General features: G+C 53.0%; 2 tRNA genes. Both read left to right on the top strand.

Going from position 1 to position 345, the window contains the following annotated elements:
• The first annotated feature begins 156 nt into the window (after positions 1-156).
• Positions 157-232, top strand: a tRNA-Asn gene (locus L975_RS12855).
• A 38-nt stretch (positions 233-270) separates the two neighbouring features.
• Positions 271-343: transfer RNA gene (locus tag L975_RS12850), tRNA-Phe, on the top strand.
• Positions 344-345: the final 2 nt, after the last annotated feature.

Below are 345 nucleotides of genomic sequence, written 5' to 3'. Positions count from 1 at the left end.
CCCGGATAGCTCAGTCGGTAGAGCAGGGGATTGAAAATCCCCGTGTCCGTGGTTCGATTCCGCGTCCGGGCACCACTTCTCTTTGTCACTCGGTGAACTGTAGAAATGGTGGCTTGATAAAGCAACGTGTTGCGCTGTGTAAGCAGCAAGAACAATTCCTCCTTAGTTCAGTCGGTAGAACGGCGGACTGTTAATCCGTATGTCGCTGGTTCAAGTCCAGCAGGAGGAGCCAAATTAACGTCGAGTTAATTGAGTTAAAGCGTTTGGTGTGCCCGGATAGCTCAGTCGGTAGAGCAGGGGATTGAAAATCCCCGTGTCCGTGGTTCGATTCCGCGTCCGGGCACC

The organism is Plesiomonas sp. ZOR0011 (genome assembly GCF_000800945.1).
Lineage (GTDB): Bacteria > Pseudomonadota > Gammaproteobacteria > Enterobacterales > CAMTGL01 > Plesiomonas > Plesiomonas shigelloides.
This window is presented reverse-complemented; position numbering and strand designations above follow the sequence as displayed.